Origin of the sequence: Klebsiella sp. S69 (assembly GCF_016516145.1) — a bacterium.
Lineage (GTDB): Bacteria > Pseudomonadota > Gammaproteobacteria > Enterobacterales > Enterobacteriaceae > Klebsiella > Klebsiella oxytoca.
In genome coordinates, this window is the sequence record NZ_JACVUU010000005.1 from 118414 (window position 1) to 138222 (window position 19809).

The 19809-nt window shown below is 54.2% G+C and carries 21 protein-coding genes; 7 read left to right on the top strand and 14 right to left on the bottom strand.

Going from position 1 to position 19809, the window contains the following annotated elements; genetic code table 11:
* Nucleotides 1-74 precede the first annotated feature (74 nt).
* From IAE27_RS06920 to IAE27_RS06930, 3 genes are all read right to left on the bottom strand, one after another.
* Nucleotides 75-1772: an FKBP-type peptidyl-prolyl cis-trans isomerase gene (locus IAE27_RS06920; RefSeq protein ID WP_200092174.1), complete on the bottom strand. Its 1698-nt coding sequence runs from the start codon at nt 1770-1772 to the stop codon at nt 75-77.
* Entirely contained in the window at nt 1769-2188 is a 420-nt protein-coding gene (locus tag IAE27_RS06925; RefSeq protein ID WP_224227579.1) for a permease, read from the bottom strand. The genes IAE27_RS06920 and IAE27_RS06925 overlap by 4 nt, the downstream gene beginning before the upstream one ends.
* A 257-nt stretch (nt 2189-2445) precedes the next feature.
* Nucleotides 2446-2793 carry a YacC family pilotin-like protein gene (locus tag IAE27_RS06930; protein WP_004872121.1) on the bottom strand — a complete coding sequence of 116 codons (348 nt, stop codon included), beginning with the start codon at nt 2791-2793 and terminating at the stop codon, nt 2446-2448.
* Nucleotides 2794-2939: 146 nt separating this feature from the next.
* Here IAE27_RS06930 and cueO point away from each other — a divergent pair, with 146 nt between their 5' ends.
* On the top strand, nt 2940-4544 hold the full coding sequence (gene cueO, locus IAE27_RS06935; protein WP_154022194.1) for a multicopper oxidase CueO: 1605 nt from the start codon (nt 2940-2942) through the stop codon (nt 4542-4544).
* A gap of 125 nt (nt 4545-4669) precedes the next feature.
* The gene (locus IAE27_RS06940) at nt 4670-5194 is read left to right on the top strand and encodes a hypothetical protein (RefSeq protein WP_108704197.1); all 525 of its coding nucleotides are present in this window, start codon (nt 4670-4672) and stop codon (nt 5192-5194) included.
* A 92-nt stretch (nt 5195-5286) separates the two neighbouring features.
* On the opposite strand, the gene IAE27_RS06945 is transcribed toward IAE27_RS06940, so the two are convergent.
* The gene (locus IAE27_RS06945) at nt 5287-7677 is read right to left on the bottom strand and encodes a glucose/quinate/shikimate family membrane-bound PQQ-dependent dehydrogenase (RefSeq protein ID WP_004108050.1); all 2391 of its coding nucleotides are present in this window, start codon (nt 7675-7677) and stop codon (nt 5287-5289) included.
* 203 nt (nt 7678-7880) lie between these two features.
* On the opposite strand from IAE27_RS06945, the gene hpt reads away from it, so the two are divergent.
* Nucleotides 7881-8417, top strand: coding sequence for a hypoxanthine phosphoribosyltransferase (gene hpt, locus IAE27_RS06950; RefSeq protein ID WP_023322073.1), 537 nt, complete (start codon nt 7881-7883; stop codon nt 8415-8417).
* A 53-nt stretch (nt 8418-8470) separates the two neighbouring features.
* Here the strand turns inward: hpt and can are convergent, their stop codons facing one another.
* On the bottom strand, nt 8471-9133 hold the full coding sequence (gene can, locus IAE27_RS06955; RefSeq protein ID WP_004108036.1) for a carbonate dehydratase: 663 nt from the start codon (nt 9131-9133) through the stop codon (nt 8471-8473).
* Nucleotides 9134-9240: 107 nt separating this feature from the next.
* On the opposite strand from can, the gene IAE27_RS06960 reads away from it, so the two are divergent.
* From IAE27_RS06960 to IAE27_RS06975, 4 genes are all read left to right on the top strand, one after another.
* The gene (locus tag IAE27_RS06960; protein ID WP_004108035.1) at nt 9241-10167 is read left to right on the top strand and encodes an ABC transporter ATP-binding protein; all 927 of its coding nucleotides are present in this window, start codon (nt 9241-9243) and stop codon (nt 10165-10167) included.
* Nucleotides 10164-10934, top strand: a complete 771-nt coding sequence (locus tag IAE27_RS06965) for an ABC transporter permease (RefSeq protein WP_004108033.1) — start codon at nt 10164-10166, stop codon at nt 10932-10934. Before IAE27_RS06960 ends, IAE27_RS06965 begins: the two co-directional genes overlap by 4 nt.
* A 120-nt stretch (nt 10935-11054) precedes the next feature.
* Nucleotides 11055-11495, top strand: a complete 441-nt coding sequence (locus IAE27_RS06970; protein ID WP_115239994.1) for a PTS sugar transporter subunit IIA — start codon at nt 11055-11057, stop codon at nt 11493-11495.
* Between the two features lie 57 nt (nt 11496-11552).
* Nucleotides 11553-12806, top strand: coding sequence for a polysaccharide deacetylase family protein (locus IAE27_RS06975; RefSeq protein ID WP_004108028.1), 1254 nt, complete (start codon nt 11553-11555; stop codon nt 12804-12806).
* Nucleotide 12807: 1 nt separating this feature from the next.
* Here the strand turns inward: IAE27_RS06975 and panD are convergent, their stop codons facing one another.
* The 9 genes from panD to thpR form a co-directional block, all read right to left on the bottom strand.
* Complete coding sequence (gene panD / locus IAE27_RS06980) at nt 12808-13188, bottom strand: aspartate 1-decarboxylase (protein WP_004108014.1); 381 nt, start codon at nt 13186-13188, stop codon at nt 12808-12810.
* Nucleotides 13189-13281: 93 nt separating this feature from the next.
* Nucleotides 13282-14136, bottom strand: a complete 855-nt coding sequence (gene panC, locus IAE27_RS06985; RefSeq protein WP_070555855.1) for a pantoate--beta-alanine ligase — start codon at nt 14134-14136, stop codon at nt 13282-13284.
* Between the two features lie 11 nt (nt 14137-14147).
* Nucleotides 14148-14939 carry a 3-methyl-2-oxobutanoate hydroxymethyltransferase gene (panB, locus tag IAE27_RS06990; RefSeq protein WP_004108012.1) on the bottom strand — a complete coding sequence of 264 codons (792 nt, stop codon included), beginning with the start codon at nt 14937-14939 and terminating at the stop codon, nt 14148-14150.
* A gap of 119 nt (nt 14940-15058) precedes the next feature.
* On the bottom strand, nt 15059-15538 hold the full coding sequence (folK, locus tag IAE27_RS06995; protein ID WP_070555858.1) for a 2-amino-4-hydroxy-6-hydroxymethyldihydropteridine diphosphokinase: 480 nt from the start codon (nt 15536-15538) through the stop codon (nt 15059-15061).
* Nucleotides 15535-16932 carry a polynucleotide adenylyltransferase PcnB gene (gene pcnB, locus IAE27_RS07000; protein WP_071787138.1) on the bottom strand — a complete coding sequence of 466 codons (1398 nt, stop codon included), beginning with the start codon at nt 16930-16932 and terminating at the stop codon, nt 15535-15537. Before pcnB ends, folK begins: the two co-directional genes overlap by 4 nt.
* A 51-nt stretch (nt 16933-16983) precedes the next feature.
* The gene (gluQRS, locus tag IAE27_RS07005; protein ID WP_004108006.1) at nt 16984-17865 is read right to left on the bottom strand and encodes a tRNA glutamyl-Q(34) synthetase GluQRS; all 882 of its coding nucleotides are present in this window, start codon (nt 17863-17865) and stop codon (nt 16984-16986) included.
* Between the two features lie 60 nt (nt 17866-17925).
* Entirely contained in the window at nt 17926-18381 is a 456-nt protein-coding gene (gene dksA, locus IAE27_RS07010) for an RNA polymerase-binding protein DksA (RefSeq protein WP_004098689.1), read from the bottom strand.
* Between the two features lie 164 nt (nt 18382-18545).
* Nucleotides 18546-19262, bottom strand: a complete 717-nt coding sequence (gene sfsA / locus IAE27_RS07015) for a DNA/RNA nuclease SfsA (RefSeq protein WP_004108004.1) — start codon at nt 19260-19262, stop codon at nt 18546-18548.
* Complete coding sequence (thpR, locus tag IAE27_RS07020; protein WP_004108002.1) at nt 19262-19798, bottom strand: RNA 2',3'-cyclic phosphodiesterase; 537 nt, start codon at nt 19796-19798, stop codon at nt 19262-19264. Before thpR ends, sfsA begins: the two co-directional genes overlap by 1 nt.
* Between the last annotated feature and the right edge of the window lie 11 nt (nt 19799-19809).

Genomic DNA, 19809 nt, shown 5'->3' on the forward strand with positions numbered 1-19809 from the left:
TTTCAGCAAATGAAGCGTGGGGCATAACCTTTCAAGAAAAGGGAAACACGCCTCCCTGTCAGGAGGCGTGAGGATCAGGGGTTTTTAGCCTGGGGTTGTGCCGCCGTGGCGTCTACGATTCTGACTGAATACACCATGGTCGCTCCGGGCGGGATTTTGGGTGGCCGGCCTTCGCTACCATAGGCGAGTTCAGGAGGGATAACCACCGTAATAGAACCGTGGTTCCCCAGGCGCTTTATTGGCCCGAGGAAGACAGGAGGATAGGATTTTAGGGTCTGAGACCAGACTTTGCCTTCCGCTTCCATGTCGTTAATAACGGTTCCATCGATTAGCGTCTCCTTGATGGTTACGGTGACGGTATCGCTGTCGAGGATCTTACCTTCGCCGGCATAGTCGATACGGCTGTATACCCCATCTTTAAATACCACACCTTTTTGTTTCGCGAATTTTTGTTGGTATTTTTTCCCTTCGTTAACCATCTGCTGTTCTATCTTATGCAGATGCTGAAAGACCTTTTTCGACACATCGAACAGAGCCTTATTGCGCGCTTTCTCGTCGAGGGCGATTTTCCCTGAAAAGGAATCCAGAATGCCCTGCAGAACGGTATCTTTACTGCTTTTTATGCCCTGTGAACTGCGGGTGGACAACACTTTTAGCGCCTCCTCGCCCATCGATACGCCGACAGAGTAAGCCTGCTGCTGAGGCTCTCTGGTAAGATCGATAGCCGCCGGGTTTTTACCTGATTTCGTCTCGGCATCAGCAAGCCGGGCCTTTAGCTGGCTTATCTCATCAGCGCTGGCCTGCAGCAGGGCGTTGTTTTCATCTGCCTGCGGGCTGACCGCATTTTCCTGAGGCGCTGACTGCTGCTGCCTGCTGATGGTGAAGGAGTCCAGTTTTGCCGTGAGCGCCCGGTTTTCTACCCCCGTGGCCGCCAGTTTTACCGCCAAATCCTGCTTTTCCGCTACTGCGGCAGCAAGTTTCGCCGCCAGCGCTTGCCGGCCGGTTTCTCCCGCATCCAGTTTTGTTTTGAGTTCCCGCTGTGCGGTTTCTGCGGCGACGAGCTTTGCAGCGAGCGCTTGCTTGTCTGATGCAGCGGCAGCAAGCTTAGAGGCGATATCTTGCTGTTGTTTTTCCTCAGCCGCGAGCTTCTTTAACAGCGTTTGCTTTTCAGCGGCGGCTTCCGTTAGCAGTGATTCAAGCTTTTGTTTCGCTGATTCCGCAGAAGCTAGCTTTTTTTCCTGTAGCAGAATTTTATTTTCCGTGGCATTGAGCTGCCCCAGTTTCTGTTTCATTTCAGCGGCGGCGGAGAGCTCTTTGTCTATTAAGCATTGTTTTTCTGCTACGGCAACCGTTAATGCTTTCTCAAGCTGGCGAATTTTATCCGTCAGATCTTTTTGATTGTCCTGTACGGCATAAACCGTAGCTGGCTTTGCTGAAAGCTGTTGCCGAAGTTGCCGGATGATTTTATCTTTTTGAGCAATTATTGCAGCCTGGCGTGAAAGTTCAGTGATTTTCTGCTCGTTTTTTTTATTCGTTGTTTGCGTAATAGCGTTTTTTTCTTCAACGGACTTTGCAGGCTCGCGATCTTTCTGAGTCTGCTGCTCTTTAGCGTAATTTAAAAATGCCGGCCCTGAAGTGTCACTATTCGAATTTGCCGTAACGTGTATCAGCGCCTCTTTTTCCGCGCGAGCGTCGGGTGATGGCGACAGCGCCAGCACAAGCGCTGCTGCCAGCGATATCGAATTGAAGTTAATAGCTATTTTTCCGTTCATGGCTGAACATTTTCACCGCGTTTAACCAGACTATCGATCAGTTCCTTCTCAATATCCGCGCATAGCTTGATTGATTTGAACTGGTACATGGAGTCGATACCCTGTTTAGTTGGCTCTGCAACTTTGCTGCGCACAGAATTATATTGAGATGCGGCGTTGAGCAGGGCGGTGAACTCATTCCCCAATTTAGCTGCCTGCTTTGGATTCACCTCTTTCAGTGACTCCAGCGCTTTACGGCAAGTCTCAATGCGCGCTTGCTCCTCGGCAATTCTCTGCTGTTCAGTTTGCTGTTGATTTAATGTCGCGTCAGGTAAAGGTTTCATTAATCTGGCGGATTGTCGGGATTGTGTTGATTGACAACCTACTAATAAAATGACGGCCAGAGGTGCTACGCGGGTAAATAAGGATATGTTCAAGGTTTCATTCCATTGATAAAAAGGGTCGTTATCGGGCGATAATAATGTGCAAAAAAGGAGATTGCAATAATATGGCTGCTGTTTTTTTAATGGTTTATTAGTATTAATTTTATTAATTAGTTAAACACTTAATGAATTATCGGTGAGGTTTTTGAATTGAGATATGAATTAGTCGTCGCTGTAAAGTGAATCGCTATTACCAATAACACAATAGCCGTATTTAAACGGCTATTAAACTTGTTAAATCAGAAGCGTGATTATTTCACGTAGGCAAGCAGGCTAAGCGAGTCGCGAGCCAGCGCTTTACATTTTTTGGTGGTAGGAATTTTGATTCCGCTGAGATCCCGATAGCTATCCTCGCCCAGCGCTTTCATATTGAAGCTGTCGTAGTTGCTTAAATCCCACTGGTTCTGCTGAGCAAAAAACACCAGAGCGCGACGAATCTGCGTGTTAGGCAGATTTTGATAACCGCAATCGTTCTTCAGAAAGACGAATACCGCCGTCAAATCAGCCATATCTTCCGCTTCGGACTCGCTTAATGCATAGCTATTGGCGGAGAGAGTAAGCAGGCTGCCAAGCACTATTGTTCTGAAAAGCGTCTTCATTTTTTCTACCATTGAATCACTGACAAACAAAGTTAGCATACTTCTTTACACTACGCTGAGCTTTATTCTTACTCTTCCGCTTGACCTTCCCGTTGGTGGAGGGTTTAAGCTCATTTATTCACCTGCAGAATAAAAGGATGTGAAAAATGCAACGTCGTGAATTTCTTAAATTAACCGCTGCGGTCAGCGTAGCCAGTGCATTGCCGCTCTGGAGCCGCGCGGTTTTGGCTGCCGGTCGTCCCTCTTTGCCCGTGCCGGAACTGCTGATGGCTGACGCGCGCAATCGCATCTCCTTAACCATTCAGGCCGGAAAAACGCAGTTCGGCTCTCACCTGGCGACGACCTGGGGCTACAACGGTAGCCTGCTGGGGCCAGCCCTGCAGCTTAAGCAAGGTGAGGCGGCAACCATCGATATTCATAATCGTCTGGCGGAGGAGACTACCGTGCACTGGCACGGTCTGGAGGTTTCCGGCGTCGTTGACGGTGGCCCTCAGGGGGTGATTCCCGCAGGAGGTTCCCGTACCGTGACGTTTACGCCAACGCAGCGGGCGGCGACCTGTTGGTTCCACCCTCACCAACACGGTAAAACCGGCAGACAGGTGGCGATGGGGCTGGCCGGACTGGTGCTCATTTCTGATGCAGAAAGTGAAAAGCTGCTCTTGCCAAAGCAGTGGGGAATCGATGATGTGCCGGTGATCGTGCAGGATAAGAAATTCACCCCGGAAGGCCAGATTGACTACCAGCTCGATATTATGAGCGCCGCCGTTGGCTGGTTTGGCGATACGCTGCTGACCAACGGCGCGCTTTATCCGGAGCATGCCGCACCTCGCGGCTGGCTGCGTTTGCGTCTGCTTAACGGCTGCAACGCGCGTTCTTTGAATTTCTCTACCAGCGATAAGCGGCCCATGTACGTCGTGGCAAGCGATGGTGGTCTGCTTGCTGAGCCGGTAAAAGTTAACGAGCTGCCGGTGCTGATGGGGGAACGGTTTGAAGTGCTGGTGGATACGACGGACGGTAAACCCTTTGATCTGATAACGCTGCCGGTGAGCCAGATGGGTATGGCTATTACGCCATTCGATAAACCGCAGCCAGTATTACGCGTTCAGCCGCTGACGATTCCGGCTTCCGGTAAGCTGCCGGATGTCCTTGCCGCCATGCCAGCGCTACCTTCCTTACAAGGGCTAACCCAGCGTACGCTGCAGCTCTCTATGGATCCGATGCTTGATATGATGGGCATGCAGGCGCTGATGCAAAAATACGGCGACCAGGCGATGTCCGGAATGGACCACGGCGCGATGATGAACCATGGCGAGATGGGGAATATGAACACTATGAACCACGGCGACATGGAACATATGAATCATGGCGGCATGATGCAGATGAAGCACGGTAATAAGGATTTTGATTTCCATAACGCTAACCGCATCAACGGGAAAGCATTTGATATGAATGTCCCCATGTTTGCGGCGGCGAAAGGGCAGTATGAGCGGTGGGTCATTTCCGGTAAGGGCGACATGATGCTGCATCCGTTTCATATCCACGGTACCCAGTTCCGTATTTTATCTGAAAACGGCAAGGCGCCTGCAGCGCATCGCAGCGGCTGGAAAGACACCGTTCGGGTGGAAGGCGCAGTGAGTGAAGTACTGGTGAAATTTGACCATGATGCCCCGAAGGAGTTTGCCTATATGGCGCACTGCCATCTGCTGGAACATGAAGATACGGGAATGATGTTGGCCTTTACGACTGCCTGAGGACGTTTCCTGCTCGTTCGCCCTGCGCGGCGGGCGGGCACTTTTCTTAAAGTCCTTACCGAGGGTGTTGATTAATAAAATCACGCATATACTGTCGCGATTGCTTAATAATCAACGAGGTTGAAATGGATATTTACCGCAAAGTGATTGCCGCATCGCTGGCGCTATTTGTTACGCTTTCCGCACATGCCGGGATGACGATGGAACGCAAGGACATACCCGATTTAAAGCTTAGTGTTGAAATCCCCGAGGGGCTGACGCCAATGTCTGAAGAGATGGCAAAGCTCAAATACCCTTCCGAAAACCGTCCACAGGTCATTTATGGCGATGAGAAAGGCAAAGCATCGCTGGGGGTTACCGCAGGGCGCAATCCGTTACCAGCGGAGAAGCTCGATGCATTTAAAGAGATGATGCTTAAGATGCTGGAGAGTTTAAAACCGCAGGCCGAGGCCGTTACCGTTGATGGTCATAAGGGGTGGTTACTCACCTTCTATTCGCAGGCTGCGGATACTGAAATTCTCAATATGATGTTAATCACATCGCAGAATAATAAGGCGGTGCAGATGACGTTTAATATGACCAAAGATTTAGTTGAACAGTATCAGGAAGCGGCAAAAGCCTCTTTGCTTTCCCTGCAGTTCGCGAAGTAACTCTGGTCTCGACTGAAAAAAACGCCCGTAAAGGGCGTTTTTTTATTTCCTGTCTCTAAGACAAGGGAAGGGGCTCAGAAGGCAAAGCGGAATTACTTCGCGTCGTCCGGCAGAGCGTAAGCGACGATATAGTCGCCCATCTTCGTGCCAAACGAACCGTGACCGCCCGCAGAGATGACAACGTACTGCTTGCCATTCACTTCATAGGTCATCGGCGTCGCCTGGCCGCCCGCCGGCAGACGGGCCTGCCATAATTTTTCACCGTTGCTCATATTGTACGCGCGCAGGTAGTTATCTGCGGTCGCGCCGATAAACAGCACATTGCCTGCCGTAGAAATAGGGCCGCCCAGCATCGGCATACCCATGGTGAACGGAAGTTTAATCGGCATCGGGAACGGCAGGCTATCCTGCGGGGTACCGATACGTTTTTTCCACACCACTTCGTTGGTTTTTAAATCCAGCGCGGAGATATAGCCCCAGGCCGGCTGTTTGCAAGGCAGACCAAACGGTGACAGGAACGGGTTTAGCGTAACGCCGTAGGGAACGCCGTACTGTGGCTGAATACCTGCTTCAGTACCGGAACCTTTGGCGTCTTTCGGCTGCTCCATCGGGTTGCCGGGGCCGCGCGGGATCAGTTTTGACACAAACGGCAGCGCCATTGGGTTAGCAATCGCCACCTGGCGGTTCGGATCGACGGAGATACCGCCCCATTCGAACATCCCCAGGTTACCCGGGAACACCAGAGTTCCTTGTTCTGACGGCGGGGTGAAGATGCCTTCATAGCGCAGCTGATGGAAGATAACCCGGCACACCAGCTGGTCAAACATGGTGGCGCCCCACATATCCGCGCCGCTCAGGTCTTTTTTCGGGCGGAAGCTCAGATCGGAGAACGGCTGAGTTTTTGAGACGTAGTCACCTTTCGCCGCCCCTTGCGGAACCGGTTTTTCCGGTGCCGGGACAACCAGCTCACCGTTACGGCGATCGAGGACAAAAATATTACCGGTTTTTGCCGGAGCGTAAATTACCGGTACGGTTTTACCGTTGACGTCGATGTCCGCCAGCGTCGGCTGCGACGGCATATCCATATCCCACAGATCGTGGTGCACGGTCTGGTAGCTCCATGCCAGTTTACCGGTGGTGGCGTTTAGCGCCACGATGGAGCTGGCATAGCGTTCCTGTTCTGGCGTACGGTTGCCGCCCCAGATATCCGGGGTGGTCACGCCCATAGGCAGGTAGACCAAATCCAGCTTCGCGTCATAGGCTGCTGGCGCCCAGGAGTTAGGTGAATTCAGTGTGAAATGATGTTCATCACTCGGAATCGCGTTGGGATCTTTCGCACCCGGATCAAAGGCCCACAGCAGCTTACCGGTATTCACATCAAAGCCGCGGATAACGCCAGACGGCTCGCGGGTCGAGAAGTTATCGGTCACGGCGCCGGCGATAACGATCGTTTTATCAGTAATAATCGGCGGTGAAGTTGGTTCGTACATACCCGGCGTAGTGACAGGCATGTTGGTTTGTAGATTGAGAATGCCTTTATTAGCAAAGGATTCACACAGCTTACCGGTTTCGGCATTGATGGCGAACAGGCGGCCATCGTTGACCGGTAGAATGATACGGCGCGGGCAGTCGGCAACCACATCTGCCGGCGCATTGTCCGCTCTGGCTTCATGATATGAAACGCCGCGGCAGGTCACGTGCTGGAAAGAGGGATCTGCGTTGAGCTGCGGATCGAAATGCCATTTTTCTTTACCGGTGGCCGCATCAAGCGCGAACAGGCGCTGGTGGGCAGTACACAGATAGAGCGTGTCGCCCACTTTAATCGGCGTAACTTCGTTGGTAATTTCGCCCGGATCGTTAGGCTGCTTGAGATCGCCCGTACGGAAGACCCAGGCTTCTTTCAGATTCTTCACGTTATCGGCGTTGATCTGCTTCAGCGGCGAGTAACGCTGTCCTTCCTGATTACGGCCATACGCCGACCAGTCGCCATCGGCAACGTCGGAAATAGGCGCTGCTGGCGTTGCATCCGCTCTCAGCGTACCGTTGACTTCCTGCGGGTCGTTGAAGCCGGCCCAGGTGAGGATGCCGCCGCTAATCAGCAGGGCGACGACCAGCCCGGCAACGGCGCCAGCGGAGGGAATCGGCAGGCGACGCCAGACAAAAGGAAGAATCAGCCAGATGCCGAAGAAGACCAGAATGTCGCTGCGTGGGGTCAGCGCCCAGAAGTCAAAACCAACCTCCCAGACGCCCCAAATCATCGTGGCAAGCAGCAGCGCGGCGTAAAGCCAAAGCGCAGAGCGCTTACCGCGGAACAGGAGGACGGTGACGCCCAGCATCACCAGACCTGCGATAGGGTAGTACCAGGAGCCGCCGAGGGCGACCAGCCAGGCTCCGCCCGCTAAAAGATAGAGGCCACAGAACGCTGCAAAAAGAGCCGTCAGCGTCACGAGTAGCCGTGATTGTTGAGATTTTGTTTCTGCCATAGAAAGACACTCGTTTGATTGTTAATTTTTTACCTGCAATTAATTATAGGATTTAACAAGTGTGATCGGAATCACAAAATGGGCTTTATTAATCACTGCATCGCATATTTCTTTTTGCTGGTATACTGCGTGGCTTGCCGGTCAACGTCGGTGCAATCGCAGCGGCATTGATGATTTACATTAAGAATCAAATGGTTAGTTTTATGAAACATACTGTAGAAGTGATGATCCCGGAAACTGAGATCAAAGCCCGTATTGCTGAGCTCGGTCGTCAAATTAATGAACATTACCAGGATAGCGGCAGCGAAATGGTGCTGGTGGGGCTGTTGCGCGGTTCATTTATGTTTATGGCCGACCTGTGCCGTGAAGTTCAGGTACCCCATGAAGTCGATTTTATGACCGCATCCAGCTACGGCAGCGGCATGTCCACCACCCGCGACGTCAAAATCCTCAAAGATCTGGATGAAGACATCCGCGGTAAAGATGTGCTGATCGTGGAAGACATCATTGACTCCGGCAACACGCTGTCAAAAGTGCGTGAAATTCTTAGCCTGCGTGAACCTAAATCCCTGGCGATTTGTACCCTGCTCGATAAGCCAAGCCGCCGTGAAGTTAACGTGCCGGTAGAGTTCGTCGGTTTTGCGATCCCGGATGAATTCGTCGTGGGCTACGGCATTGACTATGCTCAGCGTTACCGTCACCTGCCCTATATCGGCAAAGTGACCCTGCTCGACGAATAAAGCGGATTATCTATCCCGGCGGCCCGGGATAATAATTAAGAGGAGCGCGTGAATTACTTGTGATTGACGTGCTTGCTTTTAAGGTTGGAAATACCCTGGCGATAGCGCTGTTCCAGCGTTTCGCGGCTGACGGCGGTCACGTCAAGATCGCGTAACATGCCGTCGTGAATGCCGTAGGCCCACCCGTGGATGGTCACTTTCTGTCCGCGCTTCCACGCCGACTGCATAATCGTTGAGTGACCCAGGTTGTAAACCTGCTCCATCACATTCAATTCACACAGCGTATCAAGGCGACGCTCTTCGGGCATCTCACCCAGTAATGAGCTGTGCTTAAACCAGATATCGCGGATATGCAGCAGCCAGTTGTCGATCAGGCCAAGCTCGGTATTTTCAATTGCCGCCTGCACGCCGCCGCAGCCGTAGTGGCCGCAGATGATGATGTGCTCGACTTCCAGTACATCAACCGCGTACTGCACCACGGAAAGACAGTTCAGGTCGGTATGAATCACCAGGTTTGCAACGTTACGGTGTACAAACAGCTCGCCGGGTTCCAGGCCGGTCAAACGTTCGGCGGGGACGCGGCTATCGGAACATCCAATCCACAGAAAGCGCGGTTTCTGCGCCTGTGCCAGCTTCTCAAAGAAACCGGGGTCTTCCTCCACCAGCATTTTTGACCATAGTGCATTGTTGCTGATGAGTGTATCTATATCGTTCATGGATGTTTACGGGCCTGTAACCAAGTAAGTGCGTTGCGCTAATATAGGGTAACCTCACATTTTTTAAAACAACCCATCGCGTGTCGCGACACGAGAAGAGACCTTTAATGACCATTGCTCTGGAACTAAAACAGCTCAAGAAAACCTACCCCGGTGGAGTTCAGGCGCTGCGCGGAATCGATCTGCAGGTCGAAGCGGGCGATTTTTACGCGCTCCTGGGGCCTAACGGCGCGGGGAAATCGACCACTATCGGCATCATCAGTTCGCTGGTAAATAAAACCTCCGGCGAGGTGAATGTTTTTGGCTACGATCTGCAAAAGGATGTGGTGAACGCCAAACGCCAGCTCGGTCTGGTGCCGCAGGAGTTCAACTTCAACCCGTTTGAAACCGTGCAGCAGATTGTGGTCAACCAGGCGGGCTACTACGGCGTTGAGCGCAAAGAAGCGATTGTCCGCAGTGAAAAGTACCTCAAACAGCTCGACCTATGGGAAAAGCGCAACGAGCGCGCGCGGATGCTCTCCGGCGGCATGAAGCGCCGTCTGATGATCGCCCGCGCGTTGATGCATGAACCGAAGCTGCTGATCCTCGATGAGCCCACGGCGGGAGTGGATATTGAGCTTCGTCGCTCAATGTGGGGATTTTTGAAAGATCTCAACGATAAAGGCACGACGATTATCCTGACCACCCACTATCTGGAAGAGGCCGAAATGCTGTGCCGCAATATCGGCATTATTCAGCGCGGCGAGCTGGTGGAAAACACATCGATGAAAGCGCTGCTGGCCAAGCTGAAATCAGAAACTTTTATTCTCGACCTGGCTCCCAAAAGCCCGCTGCCGGTGCTGGAAGGCTATCAGTATCGTCTGGTCGATACGTCGACTCTGGAGGTAGAAGTGCTGCGCGAGCAGGGGATTAACAGCGTGTTCACTCAGCTGAGCGCGCAGGGAATACAGGTATTAAGTATGCGTAACAAAGCAAACCGGCTTGAAGAGCTGTTTGTCACGCTGGTGCATGACCGGAAAGGAGAATCAGCATGATGCAGCTTTATTGGGTCGCGCTGAAAAGCATCTGGACCAAAGAGATCCATCGGTTTATGCGTATCTGGGTCCAGACGCTGGTGCCGCCGGTGATAACCATGACCCTCTACTTTGTCATTTTTGGCAATCTGATCGGTTCGCGCATCGGTGAGATGCACGGTTTTACCTATATGCAGTTTATCGTGCCGGGTCTGATCATGATGGCGGTGATCACCAACGCCTATGCCAACGTGGCGTCCTCTTTCTTCAGCGCCAAATTCCAGCGCAATATTGAAGAACTGCTGGTCGCGCCGGTCCCCACGCACGTGGTGATCGCCGGCTATGTGGGCGGCGGAGTTGCCCGCGGTCTGTGCGTCGGGATTCTGGTGACGGCGATTTCGCTATTTTTTGTTCCGTTCCAGGTCCACTCGTGGGTATTTGTCGCTCTGACCCTGATACTGACCGCCGTGCTATTCTCGCTGGCCGGCCTGCTGAACGCGGTGTTTGCTAAAACCTTTGACGATATCAGCCTTATTCCGACCTTCGTGCTGACGCCGTTGACCTACCTTGGCGGGGTTTTTTATTCCCTGACCCTGCTGCCGCCCTTCTGGCAAGGGCTGTCGCATCTCAATCCGATCGTCTATATGATCAGCGGCTTCCGCTACGGCTTCCTCGGAATTAACGATGTTCCTCTGGCGACGACCTTCGGCGTGCTGGTCGTGTTTATCGTCGCGTTTTATCTCTTGTGCTGGTATCTGATCCAGCGCGGACGCGGGCTGCGCAGCTAATTTAACGACCGATGGCGCTTTGCTGCTCACTGAGGCAAAGCGCCAGCCAACAATTTGATTGCCATCACCGATATTCATCACTTGCCTTGCTAAATTGTTTGCCTGCTAAGGAGGTAGGCGATGTTAGGTTGGGTGATTACCTGTCATGATGAGCTGGCGCAGGAGATGCTGGATCGTCTGGAGAAAAAGTTTGGGCCGTTGACGCAGTGCCGGGCGGTCAACTACTGGCGCAATCTCAGCAGCAATATGCTGAGCCGTATGATGTGCGATGCGCTGCATGAGACGGACGGCGGCGAAGGCGTTATTTTCCTGACCGATAAATCCGGCGCGGCGCCTTATCGCGTGGCGGCGCTGATGAGCCATAAGCACACCCATTGTGAAGTGATTTCCGGGATCGACTATTCATTACTGGAAAGTATGTATTTGCTGCGCCAGAACCTGAGTAGCGAAGCCTTCCGACACGCCATTGTCAGCGCCGGAGGCCCGGCGGTGAGCAGTCTCTGGCATCAGCAGCAAAAGAATCCACCCTTCCGGCTGCTGCATGAGCCGTACGGGAATTAAGCATTGGTATTGATCGCGCTTTTGTTACAATGACGGCAGTTTTTGTCTACCGGTTCAATGCGCATGCTTGCCCGAATGTTTGTTTTACTCCTTCTGCTTACGGCGTGCAGCGCTTCCGCCAGCCTGTTAAGCCAGCAGGGCACCCCCGCGCGCTATATGCAAACGACCGAAGATGCGGATATCTGGGCGCAGGTTGGCAACCAGGTGGTGAGCGTCGGCAACGTACGGGCAGGGCAAATACTGGCGGTAGTGCCGACCGCAGCCGATTACTACGAGTTTAATTTTGGCTTTGCGACCGGCTTTATCGATAAAGGCCACCTTGGCCCAGTGCAGGGCAAGCAGCGGGTTGAGGATAGCCTCGGCGACCTGCATAAGCCTCTGAGCAACCAGAATCTCATTACCTGGAAAGATACGCCCGTCTATGATGGCCCCTCCGCTGGCAGCGCGCCGTTCGGCACCCTGGCGAATAATTTGCGCTATCCGATTATCAGCAAGCTCCGGGATCGGTTGAATCAAACCTGGTTTCAGATACGCATCGGTAACCGCCTGGCGTGGGTGAGCAGTCTGGATGCGCAGGAAGATAACGGCATCCCCATACTCACTTATCACCATATTCTGCGTGACGAAGAAAACACCCGGTTTCGTCATACCTCGACCACGACTTCCGTTCGCGCCTTCAGCAACCAGATGACCTGGCTACGCGACCAGGGCTATGCCACGCTGAGCATGTATCAACTGGAAGGTTATCTGCGTAATAAAGTGAATCTTCCGGCGCGTTCGGTGGTGATCACTTTTGACGATGGTCTGAAATCGGTCAACCGCTATGCGTACCCGATTCTTAAGCAATATGGCTTTCACGCTACGGCTTTTATTATTTCATCGCGCATCAAGCGCCATCCGCAGAAATGGGCGCCGAACTCGCTGCAGTTTATGAGCATTTCCGAGTTAAAACAGATTCAGGATGTCTTCGACGTGCAGTCGCATACCCATTTCCTGCATCGGGTTGATGCCCGGCGTCATCCGATTCTGCTCAGCCGCAGCTATCACAATATTCTGTTTGATTTTGAACATTCGCGGCGGGCGCTGGCGCAGTTTAATCCCCACGTGCTCTATCTTTCTTATCCGTTTGGCGGCTATAACGCTAAGGCGGTTCAGGCGGCGAACGACGCCGGTTTTCATCTGGCGGTGACTACCGTGAGAGGTAAGGTAAAGCCGGGCGACAATCCGTTCTTATTAAAAAGGCTATATATTCTCAGAACGGATTCGCTGGAGACGATGTCGCGGCTGATTAGCAACCAGCCGCAGGGGTAGATCAGGCAACCTGTACCGGAATGGCTTTTGCCTGGCGCTTCATTTCGTTTTCGCCCTCGAAATAGGCGACTTTCGGCTGCCAGGTGCGGGCTTCTTCGTCAGGCATGGTGACGAAACTGGCGATAATCAAAATATCGCCGACGTTGGCGCAGTGTGCCGCCGCGCCGTTAACGGAGATAATTCGCGACCCGCGCTCTGCGGCGATGGCATAGGTGGTGAAACGATTACCGTTGGTCACGTTCCAGATATGAATAGCCTCGTTTTCAAGGATGCCGGACGCATCGAGGAAATCCTGATCAATAGCGCAGGAGCCTTCATAGTGCAGGTCGGCCTGCGTGACTTTAACGCGGTGGAGTTTGCCCTGCAGCATATTACGAATCATAACGTCTACCTTTAAAGCTTAACGATAACAAAGCGGACATGACGTCCGCCTTGAGGAAATTCCTGGCAGTATTGCCTGATTTTTAACCCGTGTCTAGCCAGCGAGTGCGACGATCTGATTGTCGATCAAACGCGCTTCGCCGAGCCAGGCCGCCATCAGGATCACCGCTCGCTTACTGGTTTCCGTCAGGTCGAGCAGCGTATCGGCATCGCGGATCTGAATATCATCGGCGCGGAAGCCTTTTTCGTTCAGCTCCTGAGCGGCAATCGCGATAACCTCGTCAAGATTACGTTCGCCGGCCGCCAGTTTCTCCGCCACGCTATTCATCACCTTATGCAGTCCCGGCGCAATTTTGCGCTGCTCAGCACTGAGATAACCGTTGCGCGAGCTCAGCGCCAGCCCATCTTTAGCGCGCATAATCGGCACGCCGATAATCTCGATGTCATAGCCCATATCGGCCACCATCTTGCGGATGAGCGCCAGCTGCTGGAAATCTTTTTCGCCGAAGCAGGCGACATCCGGCTGTACCAGGTTAAACAGCTTGCTGACGATGGTCGAAACGCCGCGGAAGTGACCAGGACGGCTGGCGCCTTCGAGCATCGTCGACAGTCCTGGAACATCGACGTAAGTCTGATTTTCGATGCCGTGCGGATAAATTTCCGCCGCTGCAGGGGCAAAAATTAAATCGACTTTGCGTTTGTTCAGCTTCTCGCAATCGTCCTGCAGGGTTCGCGGATAGCGCGCCAGATCGTCCGGGCGGTCAAACTGCATCGGATTGACGAAAATACTGGCTACCACCACATCCGCGCTGGCTTTTGCCGCATCGACCAGCTTCATATGACCATCGTGCAGGTTGCCCATGGTGGGAACCAGCGCAATGCGCTTGCCTTCCTGACGTAAACGGCGAATATGCTGGCGCAGCAGCGGCAGGGTTTCAATAATCAGCACAACAATACTCCTTAATGGAAACTGTGTTCTTCGCCCGGATATTCACCGGACTCCACTTCGGCAACATATTGCCGTACCGCGGCGCGCATGTCGCCCGCTGTGCTCAGGAAATTTTTGGCAAATTTGGGAATGTGACCACCGGTGATACCAAAGGCGTCATGCATCACGAGGATCTGTCCATCGGTGACGTTGCCCGCGCCGATGCCGATTACCGGGATGGTGAGCGCCTCGGTGACGCGTTTCGCCAGCTCGACCGGCACGCACTCCAGGACCAGCAGCTGTGCGCCCGCCGCTTCTAACGCCAGCGCATCATCCAGCAGAACTTGCCCGGCATCGCCGCGCCCCTGAATTTTATAACCGCCGAAGACGTTCACCGACTGGGGAGTCAGCCCGAGGTGTCCGCATACGGGTACCGCGCGCTCGGCGAGCATTTTCACCGTATCCGCCAGCCATGCGCCGCCCTCGATTTTGACCATATTGGCCCCCGCGCGCATCACGATGGCGGCGTTCTCGAAGGTTTGTTCCGGCGTGGCGTAAGCCATAAACGGCAGATCGGCGAGCAGCAGGCAGTTTGGCGCGCCCCGGCGCACCGCGCGGGTATGGTAGGCGATATCTTCTACGGTCACCGGCAGGGTGGAGTCGTGGCCCTGTACCGTCATGCCCAGCGAATCGCCGACCAGCATCACGTTGATACCCTCATCGGCAAACAGCTTTGCAAAGCTGTAGTCATAGGCGGTGATAGTGGCGAAGCGTTTCTTCTCCTGTTTGCATTTCTGCAGCAGGGCGATAGTGGTCGGTTTCATAACGTTTCCTGATGATGAAAGTCATTTTAACCGGCATTCTAGCAGCCGCATTCAGGGGGGCAATGGTTTTAGGCAACCGATTACCACGATCGCCGTAATTGCTAAAAAATGAAGGGGTATTACCAGCTAGCGGGTTTTTCTGCGCCGAGGGTGGCCAGAACATCGCGCAATGCCAAACCGTCGGGGAAACGTAGTTCAGGCGCAATTTCAAACAGCGGCCACAGCATAAAACCGCGGTTTTTCATATCGTAGTGCGGCACGGTCAGGCGCGGAGTATTCAACACGTCATCGCCGAACAGCATGATATCGAGATCCAGCGTGCGGGGGCCCCAGCGTTCAGCTTTACGGGTACGGCCCTGCTGCAGCTCAATGCGCTGAGTGTGGTCGAGCAGCGCCTCTGGGGCGAGAGAGGTCTCCAGCGCCACGGCGGCGTTGAGGTAGTCAGGCTGATCCTGCGGCCCCAGCGGCGGTGTACGGTAGAAAGAGGAAACGCTTATCACCCGGCTGTCAGGAATCTCCGCCAGCGCGTTGACGGCAGCGTTAACCTGCTCCAGCGGAGAAGCCAGATTGCTGCCGATAGCGATATAAGCAAGCGTCATGCGCTACCTTCGCGACGCGGCGCGCGTTTACGCGGACGGCGGTTGCGACGACGTGGAGCCGGATCGTCACCCAAATCATCCAGCATATTTTTCTGAGCCGGCGGCGCAGCGACCTGGAACTCGCCCCACCATTTGGTCAGGCGCTGCAGTTCGCCATTGTTCTCGGCGCCGGCGCGCAGCTCCAGCAGATCGTATGCGGCGCGGAATTTTGGATGCTCCATCAGCTTCCACGCGCGTTTGCCCTGACGGCGGGACATCCGCAGCTGAAGCTGCCAGATATCGCGCACCAGAGTGGTGATGCGTTTCGGGATCGCCAGCGTACGGCAGGCTTCGTCCAGCACGTCGTTCATCGCCAGCGCGAAGGCATCGTAGTAGGCCAGCCCGCTCTCCTGAGCGATTTTCTGCGCGGTTTCCAGCAGCGGGTACCAGAACATCACCGCGAACAGGAACGCCGGATTAACGCGCATGTCGTTGCGAATACGGTTATCGGTATTCTTCAGCACCTGGCTGATGATACGCTCCATCGGACTATCGCCGCGCTCGGTGAAGTAGCGGGTAATGGTCGGGAACAGCGGCTGGAACAGATTATATTCGCGCAGCAGGATATAGGTTTGATATCCGTCACCGGCCTGCAGCAGCTTCAGGACTTCTTCAAACAGACGCGCCGGCGGCACATCGTGCAGCAGCGTCGCCAGGCGTGGGATCGGCTCGGCGGTCTCTTCGCTGATGCTCATGCCGAGCTTCGCCGCAAAACGTACCGCGCGCAGCATCCGCACCGGATCTTCACGATAGCGGGTTTCCGGATCGCCGATCAGGCGGATAACGCCATCCTGCAGATCTTTCATGCCGCCGACGTAGTCGCGGACGGTAAAATCCGCCACGCTGTAATAGAGGCTGTTGATGGTAAAGTCACGACGCTGGGCGTCTTCTTCAATCGAACCGAAGATGTTGTCGCGCAGCAGCATGCCGTTCTGGCCGCGCTGGGAGGTGATGCGATCGGTGGTGTGGCCTTCATGATGGCCGCGGAAGGTCGCGACTTCGATAATTTCCGGCCCGAACATCACGTGCGCCAGGCGGAAGCGACGGCCGACCAGACGGCAGTTGCGGAACAGCTTACGCACCTGTTCCGGGGTCGCGTTGGTGGTGACGTCAAAATCTTTGGGTTTTTTGCCCAGCAGCAGGTCGCGTACGCCGCCGCCGACCAGCCACGATTCGTAGCCCGCCTTGTTGAGTCTGTACATGACCTTGAGGGCATTTTCACTGATATCTTTGCGGGAAATTGCATGCTGCTCACGCGGGATAACCGTCATATGTAGTTGTTCGACGGCGGCTTCTGCCTCGCGCTCTTCACGGCTTAGCACCTTACGGCAAAAATTAGCGACTCGGGTAAAAATGGTACACCTCGTAGTGTCAGACGGACTTCAGGACAAAAAAATAGCGGCTAATCATAGCTCAGCGGAACGCATTTGAGAATGCTGGATTTGCTCCGGCCGCCAGTTCGCTATCGCGTACTTGAGTAAATCCTCAATGCTCAGCGTCTGCCATTCCTGAATGACATCCTGATTAAGAAACGTTAGCGCCCGCACAATTTCTGGCCGCGGGTCGCCTTCAGACAGTGCCGGAGCGTGGTTTTGCTTCGACAGTTTATTGCCCTGCGCGTTGAGGGCCAGCGGTAAATGGATATAATCCGGCGCCTGCCAGCCAAAATGCTGATAGAGAGAAATCTGCCGTACCGTTGGTTCGATAAGATCGGCGCCGCGGACGATTTCGCTGACGCCCTGAAAATGATCGTCCACCACCACCGCCAGATTATAGGCGAACAGCCCATCGCGGCGATGGATAATAAAATCTTCGCGCGCCAGCGGCTCGTCGGCAACGATGGTGCCGCGCAGCTGGTCATAAAATTCAAGGACTGGACGAGTTTGCCGCAGACGCAGAGCGGCGTTTTCCGCGCCGAGGCGTAAATCCCGGCAGTGACCGTCGTAGATGCCGCCCATACCGTGGATACGCGCGCGGGTGCAGGTGCAGTAGTAGCAGAGGCCCTGCTCGCGCAGCCAGGCCAGGCGCTCGCGATAGGCTTCGTGACGTTTTGACTGCCAGAGTACCTCTCCGTCCCAGTGCAGGCCGTAGTGGTCTAATTGACGAAGGATAGTTTCAGCGGCGCCGGGGACTTCACGCGGCGGATCGATATCTTCAATGCGCACGCGCCAGATACCGTTCTGCGCCCGAGCCTGCAGATAGCTGCCAAGCGCGGCAATTAATGAGCCGAAGTGGAGTTCACCGGAAGGTGAGGGGGCAAAGCGCCCGATATAGTGTGAATCTTTCATGATATGACTAAAGCATCAGGGCGGGAGAAAGCTCCCGCCAGAGATGCATCAGCGAAGTGATTAGCCTGCCATCTGTTTTTCGCGAATTTCCGCCAGCGTTTTGCAATCAATGCACAGGTCGGCGGTCGGGCGCGCTTCCAGACGACGGATACCAATCTCGACGCCACAAGATTCACAGAAGCCGAAATCTTCGTCTTCGACTTTTTTCAGCGTTTTCTCGATCTTTTTGATCAGTTTACGTTCGCGGTCGCGGTTACGCAGCTCCAGGCTGAACTCTTCTTCCTGAGCGGCACGGTCTACCGGGTCCGGGAAGTTAGCAGCTTCATCCTGCATATGCGTTACGGTGCGATCCACTTCATCCCTAAGTTGATTACGCCACGCTTCAAGAATGCGCTTGAAGTGCGCCAGCTGGGCTTCGTTCATATACTCTTCGCCCGGCTTCACTTGGTACGGCTCCACCCCAGCGATGGAGAGAATACTCAGGGACGATGTTTTACGGTTTTGCCCTTCTTGCATGTTGCTTCTCCTTAACACGCACTATCGATCCCCGTGTTGGGGGAAAAATCAGGCCGCTATAAATAGCAGATGCTTTTCCGGATAGCAATTATCTAAACGTTACACTTGACAACCCTGTGAGGAAAAGCGTATTTGCGCTCGCGACCCGAATACTATTTAGCCGTTTATTTACCGGGGGTTAACACCACGGTAATTGGCTTATTCAGAGTCATCATCTCGGTAGAAAGTTCCGCCTTGTACGCGAGAATTTCCACCCCCTTGTTTTGCGCCTCAATCAATAGCTGTGCGTATCTGGCATCAATATGATGCGCGGGAGAGAAACGGTCGATCGCGGAATGAAGCACCGCGAACAATATCACCGCCCGATCGCCCGCCGCCGCCACGCTCATCAGCTCCCGCAGGTGCTTCTGGCCGCGCTCGGTGACCGCATCGGGGAAATAACCGTATTCCTTTTCCGCCAACGTAACCGATTTCACTTCAATATAGCAGTTTTGTCGGTCATCTGCTTGTAACAGAATATCAATACGGCTGCTTTCATCACCATACTTCACTTCGCTTTTCAGCGTGTTGTAGCCTACAAGCTCGGGAATTTTACCTGCCAGAATCGCCTCTTTCGCCAACGTATTAGCACGTAGAGTATTAACACAAATTGTCGCGCCCTCGACGGTTTCAGTTAATTCCCATGTGTGAGCATATTTGCGTTTAGGATTATCTGAGGTGGAATACCAGACGGTGTCGCCCGGCGCGGCGCAGCCGGTCATGGCGCCGGTATTGGGGCAGTGCAGGGTCAGCTCGCGTCCATCCGGGGTCATGACGTCGGCGAGAAACCGTTTGTAACGTTTAATCAGGATGGCGGACTGCAGGGGAGGAGTGAACAGCATCAGCTTTCCTTGTCGAAAGGGTAACGTTCCAGCGCCTGATAGCGCGTTCGTCCGCGGCTAAAGCTGGATTGGTAGAGAACAAATTCGTTGACCGCAAACGCCCAGCTAAATCCGGGCGGCGGAATAGGCACCGCGTGGCGCGCGTCGCGCAGCAGGGTGATGTGCGGATGAAACGGCTGCGGGCTTTGATAGCAGCCGCTGCGGGCGGCCTGGGCGCGCAGCATATTCGCTAATTGCAAAACCCCGCGCGGCGGCTGACGAGTACCCAGCCACACCACCCGCGAACGTAGCCACTGCCCGGCATCGTCAAGCGTCAGGGTAAAGCCCGGCTGGCGGATCCGTCCGGCCATTGCAGACAGCGCCCGCTGCTTGTCCGCGCTCACTTCGCCAAGAAAGGCCAGCGTCAGATGGAGGTTAGCCGCCGCCACCGGTCGACCCGCATCCTCGGGAAAGCTGGCGGCGCGCCAGTGAACGATCTGCTGCTGAACTTCTCCAGGAAGTTCAATGGCGAAAAACAGCCTTTTCGGCTCGGACATGATAGAGACTC

Bases quoted from the DNA above. Each gene is read 5' to 3' on its own strand.
- panD (WP_004108014.1), bottom strand. From the start codon at position 13,188: ATGATTCGTAATATGCTGCAGGGCAAACTCCACCGCGTTAAAGTCACG.
- dksA (WP_004098689.1), bottom strand. From the start codon at position 18,381: ATGCAAGAAGGGCAAAACCGTAAAACATCGTCCCTGAGTATTCTCTCC.
- sfsA (WP_004108004.1), bottom strand. From the start codon at position 19,262: ATGCTGTTCACTCCTCCCCTGCAGTCCGCCATCCTGATTAAACGTTAC.
- cueO (WP_154022194.1), top strand. From the start codon at position 2,940: ATGCAACGTCGTGAATTTCTTAAATTAACCGCTGCGGTCAGCGTAGCC.
- IAE27_RS06930 (WP_004872121.1), bottom strand. From the start codon at position 2,793: ATGAAGACGCTTTTCAGAACAATAGTGCTTGGCAGCCTGCTTACTCTC.
- IAE27_RS06945 (WP_004108050.1), bottom strand. From the start codon at position 7,677: ATGGCAGAAACAAAATCTCAACAATCACGGCTACTCGTGACGCTGACG.
- thpR (WP_004108002.1), bottom strand. From the start codon at position 19,798: ATGTCCGAGCCGAAAAGGCTGTTTTTCGCCATTGAACTTCCTGGAGAA.
- IAE27_RS06975 (WP_004108028.1), top strand. From the start codon at position 11,553: ATGCGCATGCTTGCCCGAATGTTTGTTTTACTCCTTCTGCTTACGGCG.
- can (WP_004108036.1), bottom strand. From the start codon at position 9,133: ATGAACGATATAGATACACTCATCAGCAACAATGCACTATGGTCAAAA.
- gluQRS (WP_004108006.1), bottom strand. From the start codon at position 17,865: ATGAAAGATTCACACTATATCGGGCGCTTTGCCCCCTCACCTTCCGGT.
- IAE27_RS06965 (WP_004108033.1), top strand. From the start codon at position 10,164: ATGATGCAGCTTTATTGGGTCGCGCTGAAAAGCATCTGGACCAAAGAG.
- folK (WP_070555858.1), bottom strand. From the start codon at position 15,538: ATGACGCTTGCTTATATCGCTATCGGCAGCAATCTGGCTTCTCCGCTG.
- hpt (WP_023322073.1), top strand. From the start codon at position 7,881: ATGAAACATACTGTAGAAGTGATGATCCCGGAAACTGAGATCAAAGCC.
- IAE27_RS06970 (WP_115239994.1), top strand. From the start codon at position 11,055: ATGTTAGGTTGGGTGATTACCTGTCATGATGAGCTGGCGCAGGAGATG.
- IAE27_RS06960 (WP_004108035.1), top strand. From the start codon at position 9,241: ATGACCATTGCTCTGGAACTAAAACAGCTCAAGAAAACCTACCCCGGT.
- IAE27_RS06920 (WP_200092174.1), bottom strand. From the start codon at position 1,772: ATGAACGGAAAAATAGCTATTAACTTCAATTCGATATCGCTGGCAGCA.
- panB (WP_004108012.1), bottom strand. From the start codon at position 14,939: ATGAAACCGACCACTATCGCCCTGCTGCAGAAATGCAAACAGGAGAAG.
- IAE27_RS06940 (WP_108704197.1), top strand. From the start codon at position 4,670: ATGGATATTTACCGCAAAGTGATTGCCGCATCGCTGGCGCTATTTGTT.